14 protein-coding genes are annotated in these 19,444 nt (G+C 73.5%); 7 read left to right on the forward strand and 7 right to left on the reverse strand.

Going from position 1 to position 19,444, the window contains the following annotated elements; all coding sequences use genetic code 11:
- Positions 1–29: 29 nt before the first annotated feature.
- The 3 genes from ABT369_RS13600 to ABT369_RS13610 all read left to right on the forward strand — a co-directional run bounded on the left by ABT369_RS13600 (position 30) and on the right by ABT369_RS13610 (position 4,663).
- Entirely contained in the window at positions 30–2,117 is a 2,088-nt protein-coding gene (locus ABT369_RS13600) for an FG-GAP-like repeat-containing protein (RefSeq protein ID WP_350612053.1), read from the forward strand.
- A 168-nt stretch (positions 2,118–2,285) separates the two neighbouring features.
- Positions 2,286–3,434, forward strand: coding sequence for a glycosyltransferase family 4 protein (locus ABT369_RS13605; protein WP_350612054.1), 1,149 nt, complete (start codon positions 2,286–2,288; stop codon positions 3,432–3,434).
- Positions 3,435–3,544: 110 nt separating this feature from the next.
- Positions 3,545–4,663, forward strand: a complete 1,119-nt coding sequence (locus tag ABT369_RS13610; protein ID WP_350612055.1) for a mannose-1-phosphate guanylyltransferase — start codon at positions 3,545–3,547, stop codon at positions 4,661–4,663.
- 565 nt (positions 4,664–5,228) lie between these two features.
- Here ABT369_RS13610 and ABT369_RS13615 read toward each other — a convergent pair.
- From ABT369_RS13615 to cofD, 3 genes are read right to left on the reverse strand one after another with little or no spacing between them, the layout of a single operon-like run.
- Complete coding sequence (locus tag ABT369_RS13615) at positions 5,229–5,777, reverse strand: NUDIX hydrolase (RefSeq protein ID WP_350612056.1); 549 nt, start codon at positions 5,775–5,777, stop codon at positions 5,229–5,231.
- The gene (locus tag ABT369_RS13620) at positions 5,774–6,853 is read right to left on the reverse strand and encodes a coenzyme F420-0:L-glutamate ligase (protein WP_350612057.1); all 1,080 of its coding nucleotides are present in this window, start codon (positions 6,851–6,853) and stop codon (positions 5,774–5,776) included. Before ABT369_RS13620 ends, ABT369_RS13615 begins: the two co-directional genes overlap by 4 nt.
- Positions 6,850–7,806: a 2-phospho-L-lactate transferase gene (cofD, locus tag ABT369_RS13625; protein ID WP_350612058.1), complete on the reverse strand. Its 957-nt coding sequence runs from the start codon at positions 7,804–7,806 to the stop codon at positions 6,850–6,852. Before cofD ends, ABT369_RS13620 begins: the two co-directional genes overlap by 4 nt.
- 124 nt (positions 7,807–7,930) lie before the next feature.
- Between cofD and ABT369_RS13630 the strand changes: the two genes are divergently transcribed.
- A complete protein-coding gene (locus ABT369_RS13630) occupies positions 7,931–9,367 on the forward strand; it encodes a hypothetical protein (RefSeq protein WP_350612059.1) in 1,437 nt (478 codons plus the stop codon).
- A gap of 144 nt (positions 9,368–9,511) precedes the next feature.
- Positions 9,512–11,980, forward strand: a complete 2,469-nt coding sequence (locus ABT369_RS13635; RefSeq protein WP_502891745.1) for a bifunctional FO biosynthesis protein CofGH — start codon at positions 9,512–9,514, stop codon at positions 11,978–11,980.
- Positions 11,981–12,001: 21 nt separating this feature from the next.
- On the opposite strand, the gene ABT369_RS13640 is transcribed toward ABT369_RS13635, so the two are convergent.
- Positions 12,002–12,496, reverse strand: a complete 495-nt coding sequence (locus tag ABT369_RS13640; RefSeq protein ID WP_350612061.1) for a signal peptidase I — start codon at positions 12,494–12,496, stop codon at positions 12,002–12,004.
- A gap of 383 nt (positions 12,497–12,879) precedes the next feature.
- Between ABT369_RS13640 and ABT369_RS13645 the strand changes: the two genes are divergently transcribed.
- A complete protein-coding gene (locus tag ABT369_RS13645) occupies positions 12,880–13,137 on the forward strand; it encodes a WhiB family transcriptional regulator (RefSeq protein ID WP_033364663.1) in 258 nt (85 codons plus the stop codon).
- Positions 13,138–13,225: 88 nt separating this feature from the next.
- Here ABT369_RS13645 and ABT369_RS13650 read toward each other — a convergent pair whose 3' ends face one another.
- On the reverse strand, positions 13,226–13,579 hold the full coding sequence (locus ABT369_RS13650) for a DUF3499 domain-containing protein (RefSeq protein WP_350612062.1): 354 nt from the start codon (positions 13,577–13,579) through the stop codon (positions 13,226–13,228).
- Positions 13,580–13,743: 164 nt separating this feature from the next.
- Between ABT369_RS13650 and ABT369_RS13655 the strand changes: the two genes are divergently transcribed.
- Positions 13,744–14,193, forward strand: a complete 450-nt coding sequence (locus tag ABT369_RS13655; RefSeq protein ID WP_350612063.1) for a metallopeptidase family protein — start codon at positions 13,744–13,746, stop codon at positions 14,191–14,193.
- A gap of 48 nt (positions 14,194–14,241) precedes the next feature.
- Here ABT369_RS13655 and ABT369_RS13660 read toward each other — a convergent pair whose 3' ends face one another.
- Positions 14,242–14,694 carry a hypothetical protein gene (locus tag ABT369_RS13660; RefSeq protein ID WP_350612064.1) on the reverse strand — a complete coding sequence of 151 codons (453 nt, stop codon included), beginning with the start codon at positions 14,692–14,694 and terminating at the stop codon, positions 14,242–14,244.
- A gap of 17 nt (positions 14,695–14,711) precedes the next feature.
- Positions 14,712–19,436, reverse strand: coding sequence for a hypothetical protein (locus ABT369_RS13665; RefSeq protein ID WP_350612065.1), 4,725 nt, complete (start codon positions 19,434–19,436; stop codon positions 14,712–14,714).
- Positions 19,437–19,444 lie beyond the last annotated feature (8 nt).

Raw genomic sequence — 19,444 nt, forward strand, 5'->3', positions numbered from 1 at the left:
CTGATTTCTAGCGAGATGGGGCAAGCGAGATGGGTGTCTGGGCAACGCGACGATACCGGCGCAACAGGCTGGTCGCCCTCGCCGGCTGCTCGCTCGCCCTCCTCGCCGCCGGGGCCATCGGCGGTGGCGCCGCGGCCCGCACGAGCGAGCCCCCGGTCGCCGCCGAGGGGCTCACCGCGCCGGTCGAGTGGGCCAACCCGGCGGCCACGGCCCCGGGCGGCAGCGGCGTGCCCACCCGCGTGACCCGCGTCGCGCTCGGCGACTTCGACCGGCCCGCGGACGGGGTGAGCGCCCAGAGCGGGGTGCTCGAGGACGTGCCGCTGGACGGCGGCTACCACAAGACCACCCGCAGCCGGACGCTCACCGTCACCCGCACCTCCGTCGCGCCCTTCAGCGCCGTCGGCGTCACCTGGCGCGAGACCGAGCGCATCGGCGCGGTCAGCGTCGCCGTGCGCCACCACACCCCGGGCGGCGCCTGGAGCGCGTGGCAGACCGTCGGCGCCGGCGAGGCCGACCGCGATCCGGAGACCGCGCCGGCCCGGCCGCGTGGCAAGGCCTCGCCCTCGCCGAGCGCGCCGGCCGCCGGCCCCGTCGAGCGCGGCGGCTCCGATCTCGTCTGGGTCGGGCCGAGCGACGGCGTGCAGATCACCGTCAGCGCCACCGGTGGTTCGGCCCCGCACGATCTCGCCGCCGACCTCATCGACCCGACCGACTCGCCCGCCGACGCCGCGCCCCCGGTCCCGCCCGTGCTCGAGGACGCGCCGGTCGCGCTGCGGCCGTTCATGCCGGCCATCAACCGCCGCGCCTCCTGGGGGGCCAACGAGCAGCTGATGGACTGGCGGCCGCAGTACGCGCCGATGGTCAAGGCGGTCGCGGTGCACCACACGGCGACGGGCAACGACTACTCCGAGGCCGACGTACCCAAGATCCTGCGCTCGATCTACCAGTACCAGACGGTCAGCCGCGGCTGGGGCGACATCGGCTACAACGTGCTCGTGGACCGGTTCGGCCGGCTCTGGGAGGGCCGGGCCGGCGGGCTGAGCCGTCCCGTGGTCGGGGCCCAGGCGGGCGGCTTCAACACCGGCACGGCCGGCATCGCCATGATCGGCACGTACTCCTCCGTGACCGTCCCGTCCGCCGTGGTGGAGTCGGCCGCCAAGTACACCGCGTGGAAACTTTCACTCAGCCAGGCCATCGACCCGCGCGGAAACGTGACGCTGACCGGGGGCGGCTCCACGTCGCGGTATCCGGCCGGCACCACCGTCACCGTCCCGCGCGTCTTCCCGCACCGCCAGACCAACCCCACCGAGTGCCCGGGCGCCCGCGGGACGGACGCCCTGCCGGCGATCCGCGACCGCGCCGCCGAGCTGCTCGGGGACCTGGTCAAGCCGCAGACCGTGCGGTCGCTCATGGCGGCCTACCGCCCGGCCGACGGCACCGTGCGGCTGCAGGGGATCGCCCAGCCCATCTTCACGTCCGGCCCGAACGAGATCGCGGTGCCGGCCGACTACAACGGCGACGGCAAGGCCGACGTGGCCACCTGGTCGCCGATCACCGGCAACTGGACGATGCTGCTCACCGGCGAGGGGCGCTCGGTCGCCCAGTGGGGCCTGCCCGGCGACGTGCCGGCCCCCGCCGACTACGACGGCGACGGCAAGGCCGATCTCGCCGTGTTCCGGCCGTCCAACGGGGTCTGGTACATCAAGGGCGTCGGCGAGCTGCAGCTCGGGCAGACCGGCGACCAGCCCGTGCCCGGCGACTACACCGGCGACGGCAAGGCCGAGCCCGCGATCTGGCGCCCGTCCACCGGCCTGTGGGCGATCCGCGCGATCCGCGAGTGGCAGTTCGGCGAGCCCGGCGCGATCGCGGTGCCCGCGGACTACGACGGCGACGGCCGGCTCGACGCGGCCGTGTGGTCCCCGTCGACGCAGCAGTTCACGGTCACCGGCCAGGCACCTGTGCGCCTCGGCGACCCGGGCGACACGCCGGTGCCGGGGCAGTACGACGGGGACGGGCGCGCGGACCTCGCGGTGTACCACGACGGGCGGTTCGACGTGCGGGGAATAGGGAAGTACGAGGTCGGAGCGCCCGGCGACGTACCGATGCCGCTGAATTGAGCAAAACTTGAACTCCGCGACCGGCACATGAGTTGATTCAGGCTGAATCCTGGGTGGAACTCACGATGCGAGTCGCGTCGTGGACATCGATCACCGGCGGATCGGGCGTAGGCTTTGCCGCGAGACCGTCGCACCGAAGATCCGCATCGAGTTCAAAGGGAGTGCCCCGTGACCCCCGGCCGACCGCCACGCGTGCTCGTAGACGCCACGAGTGTCCCAGCCGACCGAGGCGGGGTGGGGCGCTACGTCGACGGTCTCCTGGGCGCGCTGGGCGCGCTCGACGCCGACCTGGCCGTCGTGTGCCAGCGCACCGACGCGGAGCGTTACGGGCGGCTTTTGCCGAACGCGCGAATCATGTCCGCCCCCGCCGCGGCCGCGCACCGCCCGGCCCGCCTGGCGTGGGAGCAGACCGGCCTGCCGATGCTCGCCCAGCAGGTCGGCGCCCAGGTGCTGCACTCGCCCTTCTACACGTGCCCGCTGCGCGCGGGGTGCCCGGTGACGGTGACGGTCCACGACGCCACGTTCTTCACCGAGCCCGAGCACTACGACAAGTCCCGCCGCACGTTCTTCCGCTCCGCGATCAAGACGTCGCTGCGGCGCGCCAGCCGGGTGATCGTGCCCAGCAAGGCGACCCGCGACGAGCTGATCCGCCTGCTCGACGCCGACCCGACCCGCATCGACGTGGCCTACCACGGCGTCGACCCGGATGCGTTCCACGCGCCCAGCGACGACGAGAAGGCCCGCGTGCGCGCGCGGCTGGGGCTCGGGTCGACGGAGTACGTCGCCTTCCTGGGGGCCAAGGAGCCCCGCAAGAACGTGCCCAGCCTGATCCGCGGCTGGATCTCGGCCGTGCGCGACCGGCCGGACCCGCCCGCGCTGGTGGTCGCCGGCGGCCAGGGCCACGACGACGAGATCGACGGGGCCATCGCGGAGGTCCCCAGCCACCTGCGCCTGCTGCGCCCGGGCTACCTGCGCTACGCGGACCTGCCGGGCTTCCTCGGCGGCGCGGTGGTCGCGGCCTACCCGTCCTTCGGCGAGGGCTTCGGCCTGCCGATCCTGGAGGCGATGGCCTGCGGCGCGCCGGTGCTCACCACGCCGCGACTCTCCCTGCCGGAGGTGGGCGGAGACGCGGTGGCCTACACCGGGCCGAGCCCCGACGAGATCGCCCGCGACCTTGCGGCACTGCTCGACGACACGGAGCGACGTAACGCTTTGGCCAAGGCCGGCGCCGCGCGCGCCAAGGAGTTCACCTGGGAGTCCAGCGCCGAGGTCCACCTCGCCGCATGGGCCAGAGCCGCGGGCCCCCGCGGTTACTGACCCCGGGTGACCCCGAATGTCACCCGCCGAAACGGTGCGAGGCAATTTCGGTAATGGTGTTGACACCCCCGAGTTGTGAGAAGGCGCCCTTTTCCGGGCATGATGGGCGCGTGTTCTACGCGGTGATTCCTGCAGGTGGCAGCGGCACGCGGCTATGGCCGCTGTCGCGAGCCGGCCATCCGAAGTTTCTCCACGCCCTCACCGGGACCCCGTTGTCGCTGCTCCAGGCGACGTACGGGCGTCTCGAAGGCCTGGCGACGCCCGAGTCCACATTCGTGGTGACCGGCGTAGCGCACGCGGCCGCCGTGGCCCGGCAGCTGCCGGGCCTGCCGGAGGGCAACATCCTCGTCGAGCCCACGCCGCGCGACTCCTGCGCCGCGATCGGTCTCGCCGCGGCGGTGATCGCCCGCCGCGACCCGCACGCCATCATGGGCGCGTTCGCCGCCGACCAGCTGGTCCGCGACGTCCCGGCCTTCCAGGACACGCTCCACCGGGCGATCCAGGGCGCCGAGGACGGCCTGCTCATGACGATCGGCATCACGCCGACCCACCCGGAGACCGGCTACGGCTACCTCCACGTCGGCGAGCCCACGGGCACCGGCGACGTGTGCAAGGTCGCCGAGTTCGCGGAGAAGCCCGCGCTCGACGTGGCCCAGCGCTACGTCGACTCGGGGGAGTACCTCTGGAATGCCGGCATGTTCGTCTGGCGCGTGGACGTGTTCCTCGACGAGCTCGCCCGCCAGCAGCCGGCCCTGCACGACGGCCTGCGGCGCATCGCCGAGTCCTGGGAGTCGCGCGAGCGCGAGGAGGTCCTGGCCGAGATCTGGCCCGGCCTGACCAAGATCTCGGTCGACTTCGGCGTCATGGAGGGCGCGGGCCGAGCCGGCCTGGTCGGCACGGTGCCGGGCAACTTCGGCTGGAACGACGTCGGCGACTTCCACACCCTGGGCGAGCTGCTGGAGACCGACACCGCGGGCAACGTGGTGGTCGAGCTCGGCGGCGTCATCGACGACCCGGTCGTCTCCCCGAAGCCGACGGTCCTCATGCACGACGCGGAGCGCGTGGTCGTGGTCCCGCGCTCGGGCCGCCTGGTGGCCGCGGTGGGCGTGAGCGACCTGATCATCGTGGACACGCCGGATGCGCTGCTGATCTGCCCGCGCGCCCGCGCCCAGGACGTGAAGAAGCTGGTCGACTCCCTGAAGGAGCGCGGCTCGAGCGAACTGCTGTAGGGCGGCGCTTGCCCCGGGCCCGGGCGCTTCGTCCGGGCCCGAACGTTCCCCCCGACCGCTTCTCGCGCTGTGTGTGCGCACTCTCCGCTCGCGCACGACTGCTTCCCGTGCTGTGTGCGCGCCGGTCTCCGTTCGTGCACGACTGCTTCCCGTGCTCTGTGCGCGCCGCTCTCCGCCTATGCGCGACTGCTTCTCGCGCTTTGTGTGCGTCGGTCTCCGTTCGGGCACGACTGCTTCCCGTGCTGTGTGCGCGCCGGTCCCCGCCTGTGCACGACCGCTTCTCGTACTTCGCGTGTGCGGGCCCCGGTTATGCACGACTGCTTCTCGCACTTCGAGTCGCCGGCCGCGACCCATGCACGGCCCCTTCTCGAGGCCCCCGCTCATGCGCGACCGCGGCCATCCCCGGACTTCGCGAGCGGTTCAGCTCCCGTCCGTTTTGCGGCAAAAGCCGAACTCGCCCGCCGCTGACCCCAGCACACCCGATATTTGACCCGGCACCGCATAAATCCGGATATGTCGTGACGAGGAACGAGTCATGACATATCCCGGATCAGCACCAGCCGAGTCAGACGCGCTTGGCCCAAGCCAGCGCCGGCCCAACCAACTGCTCAGTAGCATCAGCAAGCGGCTCAGGCAGCGAATCAGGCGCAAACCACCCAAGCGCACTGGACTCCGCGCTGACGAGCTCAACGGCCCCGGCCGGCGCGATCGCCGCATACCGGATGTCGTAATGCAGCGACGACCCGCCCGAGCAGTGCACATGGTGCACGTCGAGGTCGATCGGCGCCTCGCTCACCCGCAGACCGAGAATGCCCGACTCCTCCGACGCCTCGCGCAGGGCCGCGCCCGCGATCGTGGTGTCCACCGGCTCGCAGTGCCCGCCGAGCTGCATCCAGCGGTTGACCCGGCCGTGCAGGCACAGCAGCACCCGCTCCGCGTTGGCGTCCACGACCAGGGTGCTCGCGGTCACGTGGCCGCCGGTGTGCTCGCGCCAGACGGTGGTCGGATCGGGCCGTACGAAATCCAGGAACCGCTGTCGGCTCGCCTCGGCCTCCGGCGAGGGAGCCGCCCAGTCCGACAGCACCGCCAGTGCGTCCTCGTGCAGCGTCGTCATAGTGACGGCAGGCTACCGCGCCCGATGACGAGCACGCCGAGGGGCACGCCGCCTTCGGGCAGCTCGGCGGCGAGTGTCGCCGGATCGGCGACCTCCAGCCAGCCGCTCGCAAGCCCGTCAGCTGCGAGTACGGCTCGCAACCGCTCCGCTGTCCGGCCCGCCTCGGCCGCGGCGCGCAGATCGCCGGCCGGGGACCACACGATCACGGCCGCCACGGTGTCGGCCGGAACCGTCACGCTGCGTGTCTGCGGGAACGGCAGGGCGGGCAGGCGCACGGGTCCGTCGGCTGGGGCGAAGCCGGTCGCGTCGGGCAGCTCGGCGGCGGCGCGCAGGCCGCGGGCGGTGGCCTCGGCGGTACCGAGCGCGAACAGATCGGCATCGGCCCCGCGAATGAGCTCGGCGGCGCCGCGGCCGTGGTCGGGCGCGAAGCCGGGCGCGAACCCGCGCACCACCGCGACCGGCACCTGCGCCGTCTTGCCCTTCACCAGCTCCGCCGCGGCGGCCAGCTGGTCGATCTGGGCCATCTGGGTCAGCTGGAGCTCGTTGCCGTACGCGTCCCGCTGGCCCCGGTAGTCGACCACCGCGTCGACGCCGGCCGCGCCGATCGCGAAGTCGACGAGGCCGAGCCGCCACGGCCGGCCCATGGTGTCGGTGATGACGACGGCGACGTCGAGCCCGAAGCGCTCGCGCAGCTCCTCGCGCAGCGCCCGGGCCGAGGCGTCCGGGTCCTTGGGCAGCAGCACCAGGTGCGTGGAGTCGACGTTGGACGCGTCGATGCCGGCCTGGGCGAGCACGAGCCCGTGGTGCGTCTGCACGATGCGGGTCGGGCCGCGCTCGGCGACCACGCGGGCGGTCTCGGCGCGCAGCGCGGCCTCGCGGGCGGCGTCGCGGTCGGGCCCCTCGGGCGGCAGCTCGACCAGCCGGCCCTCGGCCTTGCTCACGATCTTGCTGGTGACCACGAGGACGTCGCCGTCGCGGAGCCAGTCGGCCGCCCCGGTGATGAGCTCGGCGAGGTTGTCGCCCGGCCGCACTTCGCCGATGCCGGCGACGGGGCGGACCTCCAGCGACGGGATCATGCGACACCCACCGTGGCGAACGCGTCGCGGACCATGGTCGCGGTCGTGGCCTCGTCGGTCATCCAGAGCGGGACGGCCCGCACCTGCAGGCCTGGTACGACCACACCCGCATCCGACGAGTCGACCAGCCAGGCGTCGAGGACCCCGCCCTGTGACCGGGCCCCGAGCAGCCCGCCGACGCCGGCCGCGCTGCACTCCACGCCCATCACCTCCAGGCACTTGTCGGCCATCCCGCGCACCGGGGCGGAGCCGATGACGGGGGAGAACCCGGCGACCGGCGCCCGGCCGCCGGCCACGGCGTCGCGGATCGCGGGCACGGCGAGGATCGGGGCGATGGAGACCACGGGATTGCTCGGCGCCACCAGTACGACATCCGCCTGCGCGATCGCGTCCAGCACTCCCGCGGCCGGCTTCGCGGTCTCGGCCCCGACGAACACGAACCGCTGCGTCGGGATCTGTGCGCGGTGGCGGATCCACCACTCCTGGAAGTGGATCGCGCGGGTCGCCCCGTCGACCTCCACGACGGCGTGCGTCTCCACGCGGTCGTCGCTGGCCGGCAGCATGCGGATTCCGGGCTGCCAGCGGTCGCAGAGCGCCTCGGTGACCGCCGAGAGCGGGTAGCCCGCCTCCAGCATCCGGGTGCGCACCAGGTGGGTCGCGATGTCCTTGTCGCCGAGGCCGAACCAGGTGGGCTCCGCGCCGTAGGCGGCCAGCTCCTCCTTGACCGTCCAGCTCTCGCCGACCCGGCCCCAGCCGCGCTCCGGGTCGGCTCCGCCACCGAGCGTGTACATCACGCTGTCCAGGTCGGGGCAGATGCGCAGCCCGTGCAGGGTCACGTCGTCGCCCACGTTGATCACCGCGGTGACGTCGGCGCCCGTCTCCCGGGCCACCGCGCGCACCCCGAGCAGGAAGCGCGCGCCGCCGATGCCACCTGCAAGAACCACGATCCGCATGCGTCCAATCCTGCCCCACCGCCGTCACGCCGCCGTTGGGGGTCTCTCACGGACGCGAGAATCGCCGCCGGCAGCTAGGCTGCTGGCGACCTGTTGCACGGACCGCTTCACTTCGGGAGAGCCAGTGAGCACCCAGCCACCCGATCCGACCCCCACCGGGGCCTACCAGCCCCAGGCGGCGCCGCAGTATCAGACCCCGGCCCCGGCGACGCAGGCTGTTCCCGTCTCGGGTGCCGCGCAGCAGCAGTACCAGGCCGCCCCGGTCTCCGGAGCCGCGCAGCAGTATCAGACCGTTCCCGTCGCGCCGGTCGCGCCCCCGGATGTGAAGAAGGCCCGCGGGCTGCTGGAGCCCTACCGGGAGCTGGCCGCGTTCGGCCTGCTCGGCGCCGTCGCGCTGATCCTGCTCGCGGGGCTCGTGCGCGTCCTCACCGGCCTGTTCAACTCGTTCCTGGCCACGGCGACCGCGTCGTTCTCCAACGTGATCGGCTTCGAGGTCATCCTGCTGCCGATCGTCGCGGTCGTGCTCGTGCTGCTCCTCGACCCGGTCACGCCGCGGGCGAAGATCGTCGTGCTCATGGCGATGATCGAATACGCCATCGCCGCGGTGCTCGGTCTCGTGCTGCTGCTCGGCGGCCTCATCGGCGACTTCCAGAGCGAGGGCCCGATCGGCTGGGCGCTCGGCGGCTTCCTCGAGCACCTGGCGGGCCTCGCGCTCATCGGCCTCGGGCTGTTCCTCGCCGCGAGGATCTACCTCGGCGCCTACACGGCCCCGAAGCCGGTCGCCTCGCCGTACCAGGGCTACCAGTACCAGCAGCAGGCCTACGCCCAGCAGCAGTACGCCCAGCAGTACGCGCAGCACCAGGCCGCGTACGCCGCCCAGCAGACCGGCTACGTCACCGGCTCCCAGCCCGCCGCGGCCCAGCCGCAGCCGAGCGCCGCCCAGCAGCCGGCCCAGCAGGCCTACGCCCAGCCGCAGCCGACCACCCAGGGCTGGCAGCAGCCGACCACGGGCGGCACGCCGGCGGTCGCCGCGCAGCCCCAGGGCTACCCGGCCCAGCCGACCTCGGGTGGATACGCGGCGCCCGCCTACGCGACCCCGGCGTACGCGACGCCGGCCGCTCCGGCTGTGCCCGCTGCTCCGGCCGCGGCCGAGACGGCGGCGCCCGCGGCCCAGCCGGCCTCCGGGCCGCCGCTGAGCTCGCCGTTCGCCGCCTACACGGCGCCGGCCCCGACCCCGGTGGCCGACGAGCCCGTTTCGGCCTCTCCGGCCGACGCCCAGTCGTCGACGCCGCCCGGCGGGTTCGCCTCGGCGGGCTGGCCGGGTGGCCACTCGACTCACCCGGCCCCGGCCGAGGAGGAGGGCACGGCGGTGCTCAGCCCGGCCGACCCCGACGCCACCCAGCAGGCGCCCGTGGTCAAGCCGGCCGAGCCGGCCGCACAGGAGACGGCCGCGCAGGAGGCCGTGGACCCGGACCGCACCACGGTGCTGCACCCGAGTGCCAAGAAGGACGACGAGGGCGAGGCGACCCAGCGCACCCAGGCGATTCCGCCCGGTAACTGACCGTCCCGCCCGAACACCCGTGGCCGCGACCCAGTCGCGGCCACGGGTCGTATTACGTCACACACCGGCCTGGCGAGGAATCGCCCCTCGGCGGCCTACAGTTCGGTGGTGACACCTGAAGGTAGAGGCACCGAAGGCAACGCCATGCGCCGGGCACTGCGGCGGGCGGCCGATGGCCGGACGCTCGACGCGACCGAGGCGGCCGTCCTGCTGAGCGCCCGCGACGCGGCCCTGGACGAACTGCTCGGCATCGCGGGCGCGGTGCGCGACGCGGGGCTCGCCGACGCCGGCCGCCCGGGCGTCATCACGTTCTCCAAGAAGGTCTTCATCCCGCTCACCCGGCTGTGCCGGGACCGGTGCCACTACTGCACCTTCGCGACCGTGCCGCACCGGCTGCCCGCCGAATACCTCGAGATCGACGAGGTGCTCGAGATCGCCCGCGAGGGCGCCCGGCAGGGCTGCAAGGAGGCCCTGTTCACGCTCGGCGACCGGCCCGAGGAGCGCTGGCCCCAGGCCCGGCGCTGGCTGGACGAGCGCGGCTACGACTCGACGCTGTCCTACCTGCGCGCGTGCGCCATCGCGGTGCTGGAGGAGACCGGTCTCCTGCCGCACCTCAACCCGGGCGTGCTGTCGTGGGCGGAGCTGCAGCGGCTCAAGCCGGTCGCGCCGAGCATGGGCATGATGCTCGAGACCACCGCGACCCGCCTGTGGTCGGAGCCGGGCGGCCCGCACTTCGGCTCGCCGGACAAGGAGCCCGCGGTCCGGCTGCGGGTGCTCGAAGACGCCGGGCGGGTCGGCGTGCCCTTCACGACCGGCATCCTCATCGGCATCGGCGAGACGCTGGACGAGCGGGCCGAGTCGCTGTTCGCGATGCGCCGGACGATGCGGGAGTACGGCCACATCCAGGAGGTCATCGTCCAGAACTTCCGCGCCAAGCCGGACACGGCGATGCGCGGGATGCCCGACGCCGAGCTGCAGGACCTGGCCGCGAGCATCGCCGTGGCCCGGCTGGTGCTGGGGCCCAAGGCGCGCATCCAGGCCCCGCCGAACCTGATCGACGAGGAGTACGCGCTGCTCATCCGGGCCGGGATCGACGACTGGGGCGGCGTGAGCCCGGTGACCCCGGACCACGTGAACCCCGAGCGCCCCTGGCCGGCCCTCGACGAGCTGGCCACAAGGACAAAAGCGGCCGGTTTCGTACTGCGCGAGCGCCTGACCATCTACCCCGAGTACGCCCGCCGCGGGGTGCCGTGGCTCGATGCCCGCCTCGTGGAGCACGTCGAGGCCCTCATGGAGCGCGACTCGGGCCTGGCCGACGAGTCCGCGATGCCGGTCGGCCGGCCGTGGCAGGAGCCGGACGGAGGGCACGAGGACAGCGGCCGCACCGACCTGCACACCGCGATCGACGAGCAGGGGCGCAGCGCGGACCGCCGCGGCGACTTCGACACCGTCTACGGTGACTGGAACGAGGTCGCCACGCGCGTGCGGCAGACCGCGACCGAGCGCCTGGACTCCGACGTCCACAGTGGACTCAAGCTGGCCGCGAGCGACCCGGGCGCCCTGCTGCGGCCCGAGCACGAGGCGGCCGCCCTGGCGCTGTTCAATGTGGACGGTGCCGGGCTGGAGGAGCTGGTCGGCATCGCCGACGACCTGCGCCGCGAGGCCGTCGGGGACGACATCACGTTCGTCGTGAACCGGAACATCAACTTCTCCAACGTCTGCTACGTGGGCTGCCGGTTCTGCGCCTTCGCCCAGCGGGAGCGCGACGCCGACGCCTACCGGCTGTCGTACGAGCAGGTCGCCGACCGCGCCGAGGAGGCCTGGAACGCGGGCGCCACCGAGGTCTGCATGCAGGGCGGCATCGACCCGAAGCTGCCCATCAGCGCCTACGCCGAGCTCGTGCGAGCGGTCAAGGCGCGGGTGCCCGGCATGCACGTGCACGCGTTCAGCCCGATGGAGGTCGTGACCGCCGCGTCCAAGGCCGGCGTGTCGATCCGCGACTGGCTGACCCAGCTCAAGGAAGCCGGCCTCGACACCATCCCCGGCACCGCCGCCGAGATCCTCGACGACGAGGTCCGCTGGGTGCTCACGAAGGGCAAGCTGCCCACGTCGGCCTGGGTCGAGGTGGTGAGCACGGCGCACGAGCTGGGCATCCGGTCGAGCTCGACGATGATGTACGGCCACGTCGACCACCCCGGCCACTGGCTCGGCCACTTCCGGGTCCTGGCCGGCATCCAGGACCGCACCGGCGGCTTCACCGAGTTCGTGGCGCTGCCGTTCGTGCACCACAGCGCGCCCATCTACCTCGCGGGCATCGCGCGTCCGGGCCCCACCTGGCGGGACAACCGTGCCGTGCACGCCATGGCCCGCGTGCTGCTGCACGGGCGCATCCCCAACATCCAGTGCTCCTGGGTGAAGCTCGGCGACGAGGGCACGGTCGCGATGCTGCGCGGCGGCGCCAACGACATCGGCGGCACGCTCATGGAGGAGACCATCTCGCGCATGGCGGGCTCCGAGCACGGCTCGGCCCGCACCAAGGAGGAGCTGGAGGCGATCGGCCAGGCCGCCGGCCGTCCGGTGCGCCGCCGCACCACCACCTACGGTCGCGTCTGAGCAAGAGGTCCGGGACGGGGCCTAGCCCACGGTCGTCGGGACCATCGCCACGCCGGCCACGAGGGCGCCCAGCAAGATGAGGGCGAAGATGCGCCGGCCGGGGATGAGCAGGGCGAGCACGAGCGCGCCCAGGGCGATCTTCACGGGGTGGGTCCGGACCTGCTCGACCGGCCACCCCACGTGGGGCAAGATCAGCCGCACCGGCCCCACCACGTGCTTGCGGTCGACCGCGCGCGTGTCCGCCTGCGCGTTCGCGTCGCCCTTGACCGTCAGCGCGCCGTCCGCCGCCTGTGCCACGACCCGGTGCGTGACCGGGCCCCGGGGATCGTTGTACGTGACGATCTCGTACTGCGCGACGGACTGCGCGTGCGGGTCGACGAAGATGAGGTCGCCCGCGTGTATCGAGGGCGCCATGGACTCGGACATCACGACGTAGGGCTTCCACCCCAGGCCGGCGACGCCGACGGTGAACATGATCACGGAGACGGCGGCGCCCAGGAGCACTCGGTGGATCATGGGCGGGCCGTGAGGTCGGATCTCAGCTTTTGCCGCACATCGGCGCAGTTCGGCCAGGTCACGCGCGGCTTGAGCAAACTTTCCAAGACTCTTCCGGCGCGTCCGGCGTGTCGCCCGTTACCTCCGGTGGGGCTTCGTCGGTATGGGTACGGCACGGGGTGCAAGCGATCGCCCGAGCGGGCCTATTTAGCAGGTTCGGCTTGACGACGCACGCATTACACGCGTGTAATTTCACGGGGGATGTTCGCCGGATGGGTTCCGACAACCTGTCAAGCGGACATAAGGAACACCGCGCCGAGGTACAGCAACCTTGTAGGACATGCGCCTTCCGCGTGGGGGGTTGCGCCGGCATTGACGCCGGTGCGCAAGAAGGAGGCACGCTGATGGACGGCCGACCAGTCGTGGCCGACCTGCTGGGTAACGCTCCGGAGTGGCAAGAGCGCGCTCTGTGTTCGCAGACCGACCCGGAGGCTTTCTTCCCGGAGAAGGGCGGGTCGACGCGCGAGGCCAAGCGCATCTGCTCGCGCTGCGAGGTGCGGGCGGACTGCCTGGAGTACGCGCTCGGGCACGACGAACGCTTCGGGATTTGGGGTGGGCTCTCGGAACGCGAGCGTCGCAAGCTCAAACGACGGGCTGCTTAGCGGATCGGATTTTCGAATTCGGGCGCCGATCTCCTTTTGGGGGTCGGCGCCCATTTTCTTGGAATTGTTATGCGGTCGGAGGAATAATCTACGCGTCGGGGGGAATGACGCGCAGATGCCCGCGCCGGCCGAGTGGATGCTGCTGGTCAGGCTCCTCGCGGTTGGGCGCCGGCCGGGCCGCCTCGCGCACCGCCTCCGCGAGCGCCACGAGGTCGTCGTTGGTCGGCGGCGGGGGACCGTACTCGCCCTCGTGCCGCACCAGGTCCCATCCCCGCGGCGCGGTCAGCCCGCGGGCGTGCGACTCGCACAGGTCGTAGGAGTGCGGCTCGGCGAACGCGGCCAGCGGACCGACAACTGCGGTCGATTCGGCATAAACGTACGTCAACGTCGCAACGGGAGATCGGGGGCAACCGTTGCGCGAGCATCGACGTGGGGTCCTCACGGCCAGACGGTATCGCTCGAAGGCCTCCGCGTCGTCCCCTAAGGCTCGCGACACGCCGACGTGACCACGGCGACACGCCCGCACGGGCGACCGTCGCAAGAGCCCGGCGACCCGCGGCGGCCGCACCGAGCCCGAGGCGGGAACCTGGCGCTACGCTGAACATCGTGGCGAGCCCAGACCGACGACGCAGTGGACCGGGCCGGCGCGGTCGCGACCGGCACGGCCGGGGGCTGCGCGGCCGCCTGGTCCCCGCGTCGCTGCCGATGTCCCGCACGCGCGCCGAGATGTTCGACGATCTCGTCCTGGACTCGGTCGAGCAGCTGGAGCAGCGCTTCTCCCAGGAGCTGGCCGGGGTCGAGTTCGCCGTCGAGGACGTGCCCCCGGAGCTCAACGTCTACGACTCCGACGTGCTCGAGGACGGCGAGGTCCCGCTGGCCCGCCTGCTGCCCGGCCGCCCGGGCCGGCACGGGGTCCCGCCGCGCATCGTCCTCTACCGCCGCCCGCTCGAGTTCCGCGCCGCCGACCACGACGACCTGGCCGACCTCGTCCACGACGTGATCATCGAGCAGGTCGCCAACCTGCTGGGTGTGTCGCCGGACGAGCTCGAGGGCTGAGCGCTCCCCGCACGGCTCCACTGTGGACCCGTCGAGCGGGCCCGCGTCTCAGAGCTCGTCGATCCGCACGCCCAGCACGTCCTTGCCCCGCTCGACCTGCTGGTCGACCCGCAGCGAGCGGTCCCCCCGGATGCGGCCCACCTCGGCCCCGACCACGCGCTCGGCCTCGACCACCCGCTGGATGACGTGGACGGTGGCGCCCGCCCGCTTCGCCGTGGCGATGGACTCCGCGACCTGGTCGGCCAGGTCCGGGTCGGCGGCCAGCCGGGCGGTGAGCACGCGGACGAAGGCCTCCTGCTCGGCCTCCGGCGCCCGCTCGAACCGGGCCATCGCGTCGGCCGCCGCCGGGTCCGGGGTCAGCGCGCTCCGCAGCCGCCGGTAGAGCCGCTGGGTCGCCTCCCAGACCGCCTGCCCGGCCGCCCCGGCGTACTCCTCGGCGGCCTTGCGCACGTAGGGCGCCAGCAGCGTGACGGCTCCGGTGGCGATGATCGCGATGTCCATGGGGTCTCCCAGTCGGGCTAGCCGGAGTAGGTCCACCATTCGTGGCGCCGCAGCCGGGCGAAGATGACCGGCAGCAGGCGCTGGAGCTTGGAGTAGTCATCCTGCGTGCGGGTCACCTCGGCGATGACCTTGCGCAGGGCCTCGTCCAGGGCCGCGCGCCCGTTCTGCCGGGCGATCGCCGCGTGGATCACCTGGGCGTTGGCCGCGTCGATGGCGAAGTCGAGCCGGCGCGCGTCGTCGGCCGGCGTCGCGGCCAGCGCCTCGTCGTAGGCCGCGATCGCCCGGCCGAGGTCGGCGACGCGCAGCGCCTCGTCGGAGCGGCTGTCGGCCCGCGCGGCGTAGGCGTCGCCGAGCAGGTTCGCCGCGTTGATCCACAGCGGGTCGTCGTCCGCGCGCCGCCGGTCGCGGATCTCGGTCTGCGCCCGGATCCACACGTCGAGCTGCTCGTCCGACGGCGCCGGCAGCTCGCGAACGGTGTCGGCGACGTCGACCGCGTAGGTGACCCGGTGCTCGTCGTCCGGGGCCGCCGCCCGCCACGCCTCGAGGTAGGCGGCGAGCGCGGCCGCGACGTCCACGGCGGCGGTCTCGTCGTCCGGCCGCCGGCGGCCCCGCAGGGCGTAGGCGTCGCCGAGCAGGTTCGCCGAGGACTCCCACCCCGGCTCGCCGGCCGCGCGGCGCAGGTCCAGGATCTCCAGCTGCACCTCGACCCACCGGTCGACCAGCGCGTCGGACGGCACCGGCAGCTCGCGGATGGTGTCGGCCAGCATGATCGCGTAGTCCCGGCGGCGGTCGGGGTCGTCGGCGGCCACCGCCCTCAGCGCCTCGTCGTAGGCCTCGATCGCCCGGAGGAGGTCCGCGACGCGGGCGTCGTCGTCCGGCGCGGCCCCGGCCCGGGCCGTGTAGGCGTCGCCGAGGAGGCTCGCCGACTGGTGCCAGTCCTCGTCGCCGTCCGCGAGGCGCAGGTCGCGGATCTCCGTCTGCGCGCGGATCCACAGGTCGAGCTGCCCCGGCGACGGCTCCGGCAGCTCGCGCAGCGCCCGGGCGGCGTCGATGGCGTAGGTGAGCCGGCGGGGATCGTCCGGGAGCGCGCCCTGCCAGGCCTGGAGATAGGCGGCGAGCGCGGCGTCGCGGTCGGCCGCGCGGGTGTCGTCGTCGGGCGCGGCCTCGGCCCGGGCCGTGTAGGCGTCGCCGAGGATGTTCGCCGACTGGGGCCACAGCGGATCGCCGGCCGCGACGCGCAGGTCGTGCAGCTCCCGCTGGACGGCGACCCAGAGATCCAGCTCCCCGGGTGTGCGGTCCGGCATCGTCAGCAGGGCATTGGCCAGGGCGACCCCGGCGTCGGCCCGGTGCTCGGGCTCGTCCGCGGTCGCGGTCCAGGCCGGCCGGGCGGCCTCGAGCGCCGCCGCGAGGTCGTCGGCGTCGGGCGGCTCGGAACGGGCGGTCGCCCGGTCCAGGTAGGCGCCGCTGAGCAGCGCCGCGGCGAGCGGCCACTGCGGATCGCCGTCGCGGTGCCGGGCGTCGCGGATCTCGATCTGGGCCGCGATCCGCAGGTCCAGGTGCTCCGCCGACGGCTCGTCCAGCCGGCGGACGGCGTTGGAGACGTCGATGGCGAAGTCGACGTGATCATCGTCGTCCTCGTCCTGCGCCGTCGCCCGCCAGGCCTCCACGTAGGCGTCGACGGCGGCCTCGAGGTCGGCTTCGCGGCCGGGGTCGTCGTCGGGCCGGGTAACGGCGCGGGCGCCGAGGGCGTCGCCGAGCAGGCCGGCCGCGCGCGGCCACGAGGCGTTGCCCGCCGCGCGGGAGAGGTCCCGGACCTCGGTCTGCGCGCTGATCAGCAGGTCGAGCTGCGCGGCCGAGGGCTGGGCGACCGCGTGGAGCGCGTCGGCCAGGTCGGCGGCGTAGGTGAGGCGCAGGGAGTCGTCGGCGGCCGACGCCTCCCAGGTCCGCAGGTAGGAGGCGCGGGCGGCGTCGAGGTCGGCGGCCCGGGCCGGGTCTTCCTCGGGCCGGTGCCCGGCCCGCTCGCCGTAGGCGTCGCCGAGCAGGCTTTCCGCCAGCACCCACCCGGGGTCGCCGGCCGCTTGTTTGCGGTCGCGGATCTCGGTCTGCGCCGCGATCAGCAGCTCGACCTGCTCGGCCGAGCGGTCCGGCAGCTCCCGGAGGGCGTCGGCCAGGTCGGCGGTGAACATGAGGCGGTTCTCGTCGTCGCCGGGCGTCCCCGACCAGGCCTGCTGGTAGGCGTCGAGCGCGGCGCCGAGGTCGAACGCGCGGGCGACCGCGAGGTCGTCCGGCCAGGTGGCGGCCCGGGCCCGGTAGGCGTCGCCGAGCAGGTTCGCCGAGTTGCGCCAGGCCGGCTCGCCGGCGGCGCGGCGCCGGTCCCGGACCTCGGCCTGGGCCCGGATCAGCAGGTCGCGCTGGTCGGGGGAGGGGGACGGCAGCCGGCGCAGGATGTCGGCGACGCCGATGGCGAAGACGAGGCGGAGGTCGTCGTCCTCGGGGGCCATCGTCCAGGGCGGGAGGTAGGCGGCGAGCGCGGCCTCGAGGTCCGCGGCGCGGGCGTCGTCGTCCTCGGTGGCGTCGGCGCGGGCGAGGTGCGCGTCGCCGAGCAGGTTCAGCGACAGCAGCCAGGCGGGGTCGTCGCCCGCCCGGCGCAGCTCCTGGATCTCGGTCTGGGCCTGGACCAGCAGGTCGAGGTGCTCCGGCGCCGGATCGGCCAGGTCGCGGACGGTGTTCGCCACGTTGATCGCGCCGTCGACCAGGTTGGGGTCGTCGGGCCGCATCAGCCGCCACGCGGCCACGAAGGCGGCGACGGCCGCGATGAGATCGTCCCGGCCCGCGGCCCGGTCCCGGCGCACCGTACCGATGCACACGTGCGCGACCCGATGGATCTCCGACGGCCGGGCGGGGTCGGCGGCGATGGCCTCGAGCCGGCTCAGCAGCTCGGGGATCTGGCCGGGCCGGACCGTGCCGGCGAGGGCGATCGCCGCCGCCTCCAGGCTGTCCGGGTTCGGCCAGCCCGAGTCCGGGGACAGCAGGTCGACCACGCAGCTCGGGGCCAGCGCGACCTCGAGCCGCCCGGAGTCGCTGACGACCAGGTAGTAGCCGCGCAGCAGGCCGCCCCACATCGCCCGGGACACGCGCGCCTGGTAGTCGGGCAGCCGCTGCTTCAGCCAGTCGGTGCGCTCGTTGCCGGCCAGCGCCGCGTGCTCGTCGAGGTCCTGGATGGACAGGGCCGACAGCACCTGCACGCCGATGTACCGGTTCACGGAGTCGGAGTGCATCAGCGCCCGGAACCCGACGGAGAGCGGCAGGGCCAGCCCCGGCAGGCGCAGCCGCGGCACGATCCGGCCCGCCTGCTCGATCGTCTCGAGCATCGGCCCGGCCCGCTCCAGCCAGCGGGGCTCGGCGAGGATCCGCTCGACCTCGCGCTCGTGCCGCTCCGCGTCCGGGTGGAAGGGGTCGAGCACGAACAGCGAGAACCAGTGGCCCAGCACCCACGAGGCCGCGTAGTCCTCGGTGACGGGGCCCCAGTTGGCGCTCGTGCCGAGCCGGGTCAGCCCGATGGCGAGGCGCAGGTGCTCGGCCGCCTCCGAGATGCCGGCGATGTTCCCGGCGAGCAGCCAGCGGCCGAAGTCCGGGTGGAAGAGCCGGATCCGCCGCCGCGGGTCGGGCTCCACGAACGGATGGCAGACCTCGATGAGCGAGTCGAGGTCGGCGTCGTCGAGCCCGGTGACCCAGCGCAGCTCGGTCGGGCCGAGGCCGCCGCTGAACGAGCACGCGACGGCGCCCAGCAGCGGCCGGACCTTCGACTCCCAGGCCGGCCGACTGACGTGCTGCTGGATGCGCCGGATGCCGTCCTCGTAGAGCCCGGCCAGCCCCGCCGAGAGCCGGATGGGCTGGGGCACCCGGCCGGACGCCGCGATCTCGGCCTCCAGCGCGGCCGCGTTGGTCGTGGCCCACAGCCAGTTGCCCTGGGCGCCGCCGACCAGGGCCTCGACCAGGCGCCCGCGGTCGTCGCCGGGCACCGCGGCGAAGCGCCGGCCGAGGTACGTCCGCAGCTCCCCGTCGAGGTCCTCGGCGTCGTCGACGAGGTCGAGCGTCACGCTGCGGGCGGGGTCGAGCCAGATGGAGCCGCGGCGCCGGCTGGCGCACAGGAACCGCACGCCGGTGCCCTGGGCGGCGGCGGTCAGCGTGTTCAGGACCCGGAGGAACTCCTCGGCCCCCTCGTCCTCGGCCTGGTCCAGCGCGTCGATCAGGATCAGGGCCGGCTCGGAAGGCGGGGTGGCCCGGATGCGCCGTTCGGCCTCGGGCACGAGCCCGCTGAGCGCGGAGAAATTCGTCGCGTTCACGGTGATGGCGACGGCCGCGACGCGCTCGGCGCTGCCGACCTGTTGATTGACGTTTTCGATGACGACGGCGGGCGCGCGAACACTCAGCACATGATCGTCGTCGGTGCCCGCCTTGAGCCGGTCGATGATCTGGACGAGCAGATGACTCGCGTCGAACGCATTGTCGACCTTGGAATGGCGCAGGACGGTCGCGATGACCCGGCGGTGCTCGCCGGCGGCCTCGAAGCCGGCCCACGCCTGCAGCAGGACGCTCGACTTTCCGCTGCCCGGACGGCCCGTGAGTAGCATGGCCGGGGGTCCGTCGACCCGGTTCAGCCAGGTCTCGATCCGGCCGAGCGCCCAGGAACGCACCGCGAAGCCCCGCGCGATCTCGGCGATCCGGGCCGGCTCAGCCATGTCTGGAA

Source organism: Dactylosporangium sp. NPDC000244, from assembly GCF_040300725.1.
GTDB lineage: Bacteria > Actinomycetota > Actinomycetes > Mycobacteriales > Micromonosporaceae > Dactylosporangium.